This window comes from Amycolatopsis sp. NPDC059021 (genome assembly GCF_042739895.1).
GTDB lineage: Bacteria > Actinomycetota > Actinomycetes > Mycobacteriales > Pseudonocardiaceae > Amycolatopsis.
On sequence record NZ_JBHYIQ010000003.1, the window covers coordinates 150,447 to 159,569 of the forward strand.

At 69.5% G+C, this 9,123-nt stretch carries 10 protein-coding genes; 5 read left to right on the forward strand and 5 right to left on the reverse strand.

Annotated elements, in window-relative coordinates; all coding sequences use genetic code 11:
• The first annotated feature begins 50 nt into the window (after positions 1-50).
• The 4 genes from ACFWX1_RS02450 to ACFWX1_RS02465 all read left to right on the forward strand — a co-directional run bounded on the left by ACFWX1_RS02450 (position 51) and on the right by ACFWX1_RS02465 (position 3,921).
• Positions 51-743, forward strand: a complete 693-nt coding sequence (locus tag ACFWX1_RS02450; protein WP_378383030.1) for a GntR family transcriptional regulator — start codon at positions 51-53, stop codon at positions 741-743.
• On the forward strand, positions 736-2,052 hold the full coding sequence (locus ACFWX1_RS02455; RefSeq protein WP_378383031.1) for a PucR family transcriptional regulator: 1,317 nt from the start codon (positions 736-738) through the stop codon (positions 2,050-2,052). Before ACFWX1_RS02450 ends, ACFWX1_RS02455 begins: the two co-directional genes overlap by 8 nt.
• Before the next feature lie 132 nt (positions 2,053-2,184).
• Positions 2,185-2,676 carry a flavin reductase family protein gene (locus ACFWX1_RS02460; protein WP_378383032.1) on the forward strand — a complete coding sequence of 164 codons (492 nt, stop codon included), beginning with the start codon at positions 2,185-2,187 and terminating at the stop codon, positions 2,674-2,676.
• 30 nt (positions 2,677-2,706) lie between these two features.
• Positions 2,707-3,921, forward strand: coding sequence for an acyl-CoA dehydrogenase family protein (locus ACFWX1_RS02465; protein WP_378383033.1), 1,215 nt, complete (start codon positions 2,707-2,709; stop codon positions 3,919-3,921).
• Positions 3,922-3,988: 67 nt separating this feature from the next.
• Here the strand turns inward: ACFWX1_RS02465 and ACFWX1_RS02470 are convergent, their stop codons facing one another.
• Complete coding sequence (locus tag ACFWX1_RS02470) at positions 3,989-6,337, reverse strand: hypothetical protein (RefSeq protein ID WP_378383034.1); 2,349 nt, start codon at positions 6,335-6,337, stop codon at positions 3,989-3,991.
• A gap of 379 nt (positions 6,338-6,716) precedes the next feature.
• Between ACFWX1_RS02470 and ACFWX1_RS02475 the strand changes: the two genes are divergently transcribed.
• A complete protein-coding gene (locus ACFWX1_RS02475; protein ID WP_378383035.1) occupies positions 6,717-7,085 on the forward strand; it encodes a hypothetical protein in 369 nt (122 codons plus the stop codon).
• Between the two features lie 33 nt (positions 7,086-7,118).
• Here ACFWX1_RS02475 and ACFWX1_RS02480 read toward each other — a convergent pair whose 3' ends face one another.
• The 4 genes from ACFWX1_RS02480 to ACFWX1_RS02495 all read right to left on the reverse strand — a co-directional run bounded on the left by ACFWX1_RS02480 (position 7,119) and on the right by ACFWX1_RS02495 (position 9,084).
• A complete protein-coding gene (locus tag ACFWX1_RS02480) occupies positions 7,119-7,754 on the reverse strand; it encodes a YitT family protein (protein ID WP_378383036.1) in 636 nt (211 codons plus the stop codon).
• 40 nt (positions 7,755-7,794) lie between these two features.
• Positions 7,795-7,917 carry a hypothetical protein gene (locus ACFWX1_RS02485; protein ID WP_378383037.1) on the reverse strand — a complete coding sequence of 41 codons (123 nt, stop codon included), beginning with the start codon at positions 7,915-7,917 and terminating at the stop codon, positions 7,795-7,797.
• A gap of 336 nt (positions 7,918-8,253) precedes the next feature.
• A complete protein-coding gene (locus ACFWX1_RS02490) occupies positions 8,254-8,439 on the reverse strand; it encodes a DUF2283 domain-containing protein (protein ID WP_378383038.1) in 186 nt (61 codons plus the stop codon).
• A gap of 525 nt (positions 8,440-8,964) precedes the next feature.
• Positions 8,965-9,084: a hypothetical protein gene (locus tag ACFWX1_RS02495; protein WP_378383149.1), complete on the reverse strand. Its 120-nt coding sequence runs from the start codon at positions 9,082-9,084 to the stop codon at positions 8,965-8,967.
• Between the last annotated feature and the right edge of the window lie 39 nt (positions 9,085-9,123).

The window sequence follows — 9,123 nt, forward strand, 5'->3', positions numbered from 1 at the left end:
CAAACTTTCGAAAGTTCAAGCAGGATTCGTAAAGTGCTAGGATGGAAGACATGACCAAGAGCGGCGGAGCGACCCGCACCGACGGCATCCACCAGGCGTTACGCGCCGACATCCTCGCCGGTCGGCTGATACCGGGCGACCGGCTGAAGTTCCCGGACCTGGCCGACCGCTACCAAGTGAGCGTCGGCGCCACCCGCGAGGCGCTGACGAGACTGGTCGCCGAAGGGCTGGTGGTGGCAAGGCCGCGTCAGGGCTACCTGGTCCGGCCGCTGTCCCATCAGGACCTGGCCGAGCTGACCCAGGCGCGGGCGGAGATCGAATCCCTGGTGCTGGGACTGTCGGTGCGGGAAGGCGACACCCGCTGGGAGGCCGATGCCGTTGCCGCGCACCACTTTCTGGAACGCGCGCCGTACCGCGACCCGGCCGACCCTGACCACCTGTCCGACGAGTGGTCACAGGCACACGCGGCCTTCCATCACGCACTGCTCGCCGGATGCCGCAACCAGCGGCTGCTCGACGCGGCCCGGTCGTTGCGACAGGAGGCCGAACTGTACCGGCAGTGGTCGGTATCCCTCGGCAACGAACCCGGCCGCGACGTCGCCGCCGAGCACCGGGCAATACTCGACGCCGTTCTCGCGCGCGACGCCGACCACGCGCAAAACCTGCTGCGCGACCACATCACCCACACCGCCCAGCTACTGATCAGCTGCGCACCCGATCAGCCCAATCAACCGGGTGAGTGAAGCCGGAGCCCGGGCCTGGGTCAAGGAGCTGAGCCCGCATGGTGCGGTCGACCTCGCGCAGGCGGCGTGCCCGTGGCCGATCATCGAGGAGACCATCGCACTCGTCGGGGAGGATCCGGTGCGCTGGGCCGTCGAGCTGGGCGGCGAGGTCGCGGCGCGGATCCTCAAGGAGGTGCCGTCCCTCGGTGGCGGCGCCGGGGCCCGCGAACGGCTCCGCCGCGGCACCGAGGCGTCCGCCGTGCAGGTGCTGGCCGCCCTCGCCGGGGAGTCCGGGGAGCGCCCGCCGATCAGCGAGCCCACGGCGGAGGGGATGCGTGAGTACGTCCACCGGGGCATCCCGCTCGAGCAGGTGTTGCGCGGGCTGCGCATCGCGCACGCGCTGACGACCGAGGCGTTCCACCGTGCCTGCGCCGAGCTCCTCGAGCCGTCCGCGGTGATCGGAGAACTCACGGCGGTCACGCAGGAACTGTTCGGCCGCATCGACAAGCTCACCGACGCGATGATCCGGGAATACCTCACGGAACACGCCGCGTGGAGCGTCAGCACGGCCGCCGCGCGCGCCGGTGCCGTGCGCGCACTGCTTTCCGACAGTCCGCCCGCGGACACCGAGCAGGCTTCCCGCACCCTCGGGTACGACCTCGACCGTACGCACGTGGCTGTCGTCCTGTGGTCGGACTCGCCCAGCGCGAACCCCGCGCTGCAGACGGCCGCGACCGAGATGCTGCGCTCACACGGCGCGACCGCGACGCTGGTGGTGCCGATGGCGCCCGGCCAGGTGTGGGCGTGGGGCGCCGTACGCGCGCCGATGGCCGGTTCGGCGGACGTCCGCGCGCTGGCGCCCGGCCTCCAGCCACAGCACGGACTGCACGTGGGCATCGGCCTTCCCACCAGCGGCGTCGGCGGTTTCCGCCGCTCGCACGCCGAAGCCTGCCGGACGGAACGATTCGAACACCTGCGCCGCGAGGCCGGGCAACGGCCACGCGAGTCGACCGCATACGCCGACGTCGCCGTCGCGGCGCTGCTGACCGCCGATCTGACCGCCGCCGGCGAACTCGTGCGCCGCGAACTCGGCGCGCTGGCCGAACGCACCGAGACGATGGCGACCCTCCGCACGACCCTGCGGCACTACCTCGACGCCGAGCGCAGCTTGGTGGCCGTGGCCCAGCGCCTGCACATCGCGCGCGGCACCGTCACCTATCGCATACGGCGGGCACAAGAAGTACTCGAACGCGCGGTGGACGAACGCCCGCTCGCGCTGCGGACCGCCTTGGAACTTGCCGAAGAGCTGGGTGACGCGGTCCTGCGCTGAGCGCGGCAAGGCAGCCGAGCGCAACCTCGTGGCGCGATCTTGCGCTCGCAGACCAAGAGGCACCCGCCTTCCCCACGGTCTCATGGGTGAGGCCGGAGCACTTCCGGCGCCCTGCGACCGGAAGGCCTGGCGATGATCGACCGAGATACCTTCACCGACCTGGTGAGCGCACTGTGCTCGCCGGTCACCGTGGTGACCACGATGACCGGCGAGGGTCCTTACGGCAGCACAGTTTCCAGCTTCACCTCGCTGTCGAACGACCCGCCGCTGATGACCTTCGCCCTCGCCCGCACCTCCGGGCTGCTGAAGTACCTGGGGCCCGGCGCACGAGTCGGGGCGAACATCCTCGGCGCCGGCCAGCGGGACATCGCGTCCGCCTTCGCACACCGCAACCGCGGGCCGTGCGCGAAGTTCGCCGGGATCGACTGGCGGTCACGCGGCGGGCTGCCGCACCTGCCCGAGTCCGCGGGCTGGACCGCCGGTTACGTGGAGCGCCACGTCGACGGCGGCGACCACGTTCTGCTCGTCGTGCGGGTCGAAGAAGCCGAGTCGACCACGACCGCTCCCTTGATCTACGCGCGCCGGGTCTTCGGCACGCATTCCGCCCACGCCCTCGCCGGCTGACCCCGCATCACTAACCGAAAGCGAGAAATCATGAGCATCGCCCTGGACGCGCCGCACGTCACCGACGAAGCCCGCGAGCTGCGCGCCGACCTCGTCGAGCGCGCCACCAAGCTGCGGCCGCTGATCGCCGGGAACGCCGACCGGACCGACCGCGAGCGCGACGTGCCCACGGAGAACGTCACTGCGCTGGCCGAGAGCGGCCTGCTCTCCCTGCTGCGGCCCGCTCGCTACGGCGGCCTGCAGACCGACTTCCGCACGCTGCTGGAAGTCAGCCGCGAGGTCGGCCGGGCCTGCGGCTCGACCTCCTGGGTCACCACGCTGCTCAACATCAACTCCTGGTTCGCCGGGCTCTTTCCCGCCCAGGCGCAGGACGACGTCTGGGCCGGCACCCCGCAGTCCCACATCGCCGGCGTCATCACCCCCTCCGGGACCGCGGAGGCAGCCGACGGCGGATACCTCGTCAGCGGACGCTGGGCGCCTGCTTCCGGCAGCGCCCACGCGAACTGGGCGATCCTCGGCGTGAAGCGGCCGGACGCGGAAGGCACCACCGACGCCACCGGGCTGGTGCTCGTGCCGATGTCGGAGCTGACCGTCGAGGACACCTGGTTTGTCAGCGGGATGCGGGGGACCGCCTCGAACACGCTGGCAGGCAAGGACATCTTCGTTCCCGCCCACCGCTTCCACTCCACGCCGGACGCGATCGAAGGTCATTACGCGACCCTCTACACCGAGGAAGCGCTCTACCGGTCGGCGTTCGTGCCGGCCGCCGCGCTCGTGCTGGCGGGGCCCCAGCTGGGACTTGCCGAGGCCGCCGTCGAAATCCTGCGGGAGAAGGCACCACAGCGGTCGCTGACCCAGACGTTCTACGCCATCCAGGCCGAAGCCCCGATCATCCAGCGGGCCGCCGCACAGGCCGCGTCCCTCGTCGACTCCGCGCAGCTGCACGCCTACCGCGCGGCGGCGGACATCGACGAGGCCGCGCACCACGGGATCCAGCCGGACTACGACGTCCGGGCCCGGATCCGGATGGACGCCGGGGTCGCCGCGGACCACGCGCGGGAGGCGATCCGCGTGGTGTGCTCCGCGCAGGGTGCCTCGAGCTTCGGCGAATCGAACCCGCTGCAACGGATCTGGCGCGACAGCGAGACCGGGAGCCGGCACGCGGCGCTGCGCGCCGATGTCGCCTCGGACATCTACGGCAAGTCCCTCTTCGGCATCCGCGGCACCGTGACCGAATTCGTCTGAGCACGGCGAAACGCCGCACGCCACTCGAAGCGGCGTGCGGCGTTCGTTCCCGGTGCCGAAGCGGCGCTCAGCTCGCCGCCGGTTGGTTGTGCACGGTGATGTGCGCGAAGTTCCGGTCGAGCACCGCGTTCGCCGGGGCGGCTACCCAGACCTGGTAGGCCTTGTCCGCCGGGGGCGGGCTGGTCGTTCCGGTGGCCACCGGGACGGCCACGGTTGTGCTGGTCCGCCCCGGCGGGATCTCCACGCGCCACGCCGCGGCGGCGATCTGCGCTCCGGCCCGTGGCTGCACGTTCGCCACCACCGGGACCCGGCTCGGCCGGGACAGCGTGAGCCGAACCGTGGCGGTCGTGGCGGTCGTGCCGACGTCGACCGTCGTGTCCTCGATCGAGATTCGCGGCAGCCTGCTCGGACCGCCCGCGCCCGCCGCCGCGGTCTGGAACGCCAGATCGGAGAGGAACACCCCGCCGGACGGCGTCGCGGTCGACAGCACCACGCTCCGGAGATCGTGCACGTCGACCCGCGTCAGGTCCGATATCGGCCAGCGCACCGATTCCAGCCAGGTCTTGGGCAGGAGGGTGCCGGTGCCGGGCAGCGGGGTCATCGCCCCGGACAGCGCGGACAGTGTCGTCGACTGCGACCGGCCGGCCCCGTCGGTCACGGTGAGCTTCAGGTCGGCGGACGGGCTGGTGTCATCGATCGCGGCCCGGATCGTCAGCGCCGCGTAACGCGAAACGTCGTGCTCCGGCACGGCGGCCGTCATCGCTCCCGCTCCGGTCCAGCTCAGGTGCAGCATCGGGGACGCCGTCACGTGGCTCGCGAAGCCGTCTGGCGCGAACGACGGGAACTTGTTGGTAAAGGTGGACTCCGTACACGAGGGCAGGCCACTCTGCGGTGATCGGCCGCCCATGCTCGCGCAGTACGCACCCGTCACCGAGCCGGTGAACCGCACGTCGCGTGCCTGCCCCTGCAGCGGTGCCACGTCGAGCCGATCGGAAGCGGGCGATTGGCTCTCCTGCAGGACCGTGGCGGCGCCGACGGTGACGGCGCTGCCGCTGTTTCCGGCGAACAGCGGCAGGAACGCGTTTTCCCGGCCGAGCACCAGCCGGAAGAAGCCGGCGATGTAGGAGGTGCCGACTTGGTGCTGCTGCGCGGCGGTGAGGCGGATCGTGGCCGGTGCGTCGAGACCACACGTGGGGTCGTTCTCGTCTTGCCAGTCGTCGCCCTCCGGTGCTGCCGCGTCCCCTGGTGTCCACTGGGTGTTGAAGAAGTTGTGGTTCGCGCCCATCACCAGCAGCGAGGCCCGCAGGACGTTGTCCGGGCCGGCGTAGCGGGTGTCCTCGTAGTAGTGCTGTCCCTCCTGGTCGGACACGTCACCGTCGCAATACGGCAGCACCACGGCCATCGGCACGTCCGGCAGCGTTTCCCGGTCGAGGTCGAGCGGTGCGAGCGGCAGCACGGCCCTGATGCCGTAGGGATGCGGCAGCGCCGCGTTCAGCAGCGCCGCCTTCACCACACCCGCGCCGCCACGCGAATGCCCCATCAGGCCGACGTGGTCCAGGTCGAGTTTGTCCCGCAGCGACGGGCTCAAGCCGGGTGCGCGGCCGCGGTTCGCCTTGGCCAGCAGGTCCAGGTGGTCGAGCACGAGCTGACCGCGGGCCGACGTGCCGTAGTCCTCGCCGTTCTGGTTGTCCTGCGCGTTGACGCCGTTGGCGCTGATCGACACCACGACATAGCCTTGGCTCGCCAGCACTTCGGCAGCCTGGTCGAAGCCGTGGTAACTGGGGATCGGGGCGAACCCGGTGGGGCACGGCCAGTGCGTATCGTCCACCTTGCCAGTACTCGCGTCATAGCAGGGCTCGTAGGCCCCGTGCAGGAAGATCGCGACGGGGCGCTTGCCGGGCGCGTCCGGCACCCACACGGCGGCCCGTTCCTCTACGGCCTTGCCGCCCAGCCCCGGCAACGTCAGGGCGGTGTCACCGAAGTCGTAGTCGGCGCGGGTGCTGTGGTATTGACCGGTGGTTGTCGGGTCGGGCGTCGGCTTGCCGGGTGCCGGCATCGTGCCGCGCCGCGTGGTTCGTGGTGCGCTGCCGCCGACGGCGCCGTTCCACGCCAGCTGCACAGTGCTCGGGTGGGCGGCAGCGGGGTCGGCGGTGACGACGGTCAGCGTCCTGCGGTCCGGCGATTCGTGTGCCACGCCGACCGATTTGCCGTTCACCGCGATCTCCGGTGCCGCGGCACGGGTATCGAGCGGCCGGGGAAGGCGCAGGGTGACCTGGTAGCCGGCCCCTGCCGGTACCACCGACCACGAGGTGCCGTCCGGCTCGGACGGAGACGCGGCCGCCGGTGTCGTGCTCACCATCGTGACGGCTGCCGCCGCGGCGACGGCAGCCTGCAGTGCTCTCACCCATCGGTGCATTCGTCCTCCATAGCGAGTTGTTCTCGTTCGGTGCGGAGAAGCCGGTGCGCACCGGGAAGTCACGCCGGACTGCGGCAAGTTCTTCACCTGATCATCGTGATATCGCCCCTCGGCACACCAAGTCCGGGAGAATTGTCTGCCCGGCGATCCCCTTTTCAGGCACGAAAGTACTTTTCCGTACTCCTCGTTGGCGTTCGAAGCGAGCGTGACTCGCCTGGTGGTACGTGCGCGTCAGTGACAGCGACGGAGATCCCTGGTCACCGGGCGGATTCGTCTCGGTGCTTCACGGCCCGGCTCCAGCCCTGTGAACGGTGTAATCCACTCGACTCGAAACGGCTCGAACCAGTTGTGCCAGATGGCCGCGGAGCGGAGGCACTCGATGTGGACGAACTTTGTCGCAGGCGGCGGCGAACTGGGCGCGCCCGAAAAGATCGCCGCGGCCGCGGTCGAACGCCACCCCTGTCCGCAATGCGACGTCCCCGCCGGCAGCGCCTGCCGCACCCGCGCCAGGAAGACCGCCGCGAAATACCACACCGCCCGGTTCATCCTCGTGCCCGAGTACCTGCTTGATGTCGCGGTTGTCCTGGTAGATCCGGGCGCCCGCGTCGGCGGTCAGGCGGCGGCCGGTAGCCGTGGTGCGGATACGCACCAGTCCCGGATCAGTGGATTCCCGGGTCCACTGTGTAGCGTCCGCTTCCGGGCCGGGCGACCCAGCGGTCGGTCATCAGCACTGGCTGCCCTGCTGTGACCGGCACCGGGTGACATAGGGAACGGGCGGTGCTCACCGGTCTTCCGCCGCATCACCGGAACGCCGCGCTGCCCTGTTCTCCTTTCCGCCGGTCTGGCCAGGAGTGAGCCGCGGCAGGAAAAACTGCACCAACGGGCCGATGCCCAGCGCGTAGGCCAGAGTGCCGAGCCCGACCGTGCCGCCGAGCAGGAAACCCACGATCAGCACACTGACCTCGATGGCGGTGCGCACGAGCCGCAGGGAGTGCCCGGTCCGGCGGTGAATGCCGGTCATCAGGCCGTCCCGGGGACCGGGGCCGAAACCCGCGCCGAGGTACCAGCCGGTCGCGGCGGCGTTGAGGACCAGGCCGACGGCGAAGAGAGCGAACCGGGGGAGCAGTCCGTGCGGGGTCGGCAGCAGTGGCGAGACGAGGTCCACCGTGGGCCCGATGACCAAGACGTTGCTCACCGTCCCGAGCCCGGGGCGCTGGCGCAGCGGGATCCAGCACAGCAGGACCAGCACACCGGTGAGCACAGTCGCCGTCCCGAAGGACAACCCGGCCCGGCCGGCGAAGCCCTGGTGGAAGACGTCCCAGGGATCGAGTCCGAGCGCTGCATGGACCATGAGCGCGAGACTCACGCCGTAGAGCGCGAGCCCGAGGTAAAGCCGGCAGAGACGGCGGAGCACCATGACCACCCTTGAGAGGGGAAGGGGAACATCGGAAGGAACGTCAGGTCAGTTCGAGTTCTCCGTCGAAGACCGGGGTGACGGGGCCGCCAACCCAGTACGACGGGTGCCCGGCATAGGCGGCGACGGTGAGCGGCGTTCCGGCGCGGTTGTGCGCGAGCACCACGCTCGGCTTCCCCCGACGCGTCCAACTTCTCGGTGTTCTTCCGCAAGGCGACAGGCATGCGACCGGGCGCATGGCAGGCGACGGTGGCCGCCGAGTGAGGGGTGTACTTACGAAAGGCCATCCATGATCACAGAGCGTCGCAACTCCATTCCAGTGATTGCCGGTGTGGCTGTGCGGCACCGTTGACCGAACTACCCACGGGCTGCTGCGCGGCGAGGGTCTGCCCGCGCCGGGAGTCGGCGTGGGCAGACCGGAACTGCGCACCGGCAACTCGTCGGACGGGCCGCGGCTTCTCCGGGGTCGCCGGGCGGGGGCGTTACTCCTCAGCGCAGGGATCTATTCTTCAGGAAGTTGTGTTGCCGCATTGAGAAACTCGATGCCGATCACCCTGCCGTCCGACGCAAAATCGATCACGAGAGCTGTTTCTCCCGGCGGGTACTCGACGGGAACGCTTTGTGTGACGCCACTGGGTTCGCCGGGGAACCTGAGATACGCGGCGTTCACTTCCTGGTCACGTGTCAAACCCGGAAACTCAGTACACGGTGGCACAAATGCCCGTATCGGTGAGAGAAACGTACAAGTTGCTCGTCTTATTGTGGTAGAGCCAGGTGCGTGGACCCGGTTGCCAACGCGCCGAAGACCAATAGAGAAGGACCGTGAATTCCACATCGGCATGTGTAACGCGTCGTTCCTGCATGCGCATCGAGCAATGAGACGAATACCCGGTCACGCGACTGGGGGCGCTGGCGATAAACGAATCGTATGCCGATGCGGGAACATTCGATCGGGGTTCCGCAACGGCCGCCTCGGCCGTCGCGCATCCCAGAACGAGCAGGAGACAAGCCCCTGCGGACATGACGCCGATCCGCTGCCGTGATTTCGTCCTGACCTTGCTGACCATCTGAGCTCTTCCTCCCCGTCGGGTTGGCAGTGAGCAGTAGTTCTGCGCTGTCCACGGCTATCGTGGAAGCCTGGCTCAGAATGGCACGCCTCCCTGGGAGGGGTCCCGAAAAAGGAATGAGGCCGACGGATGGGAAATGCCCACTATTATTCGAACTGCTCGAGTGACCACTCCGCCCAGTCCCGCAGCATGGTCAGCTGGCGCAGGCCGAACTCGAGCGAGATCCGGCCGTACTTCGCACCGGGGCCGGGTCCCCATTCGGTCACCCGCTCGATCTCACGCAGCGCTTCGAGCCGCTCCTCGAA

Coding starts and splice junctions, on each gene's coding strand:
- ACFWX1_RS02450 (WP_378383030.1), top strand. CDS start 51: ATGACCAAGAGCGGCGGAGCGACCCGCACCGACGGCATCCACCAGGCG.
- ACFWX1_RS02480 (WP_378383036.1), bottom strand. CDS start 7,754: ATGGTGCTCCGCCGTCTCTGCCGGCTTTACCTCGGGCTCGCGCTCTAC.
- ACFWX1_RS02470 (WP_378383034.1), bottom strand. CDS start 6,337: ATGCACCGATGGGTGAGAGCACTGCAGGCTGCCGTCGCCGCGGCGGCA.
- ACFWX1_RS02475 (WP_378383035.1), top strand. CDS start 6,717: ATGTGGACGAACTTTGTCGCAGGCGGCGGCGAACTGGGCGCGCCCGAA.
- ACFWX1_RS02465 (WP_378383033.1), top strand. CDS start 2,707: ATGAGCATCGCCCTGGACGCGCCGCACGTCACCGACGAAGCCCGCGAG.
- ACFWX1_RS02460 (WP_378383032.1), top strand. CDS start 2,185: ATGATCGACCGAGATACCTTCACCGACCTGGTGAGCGCACTGTGCTCG.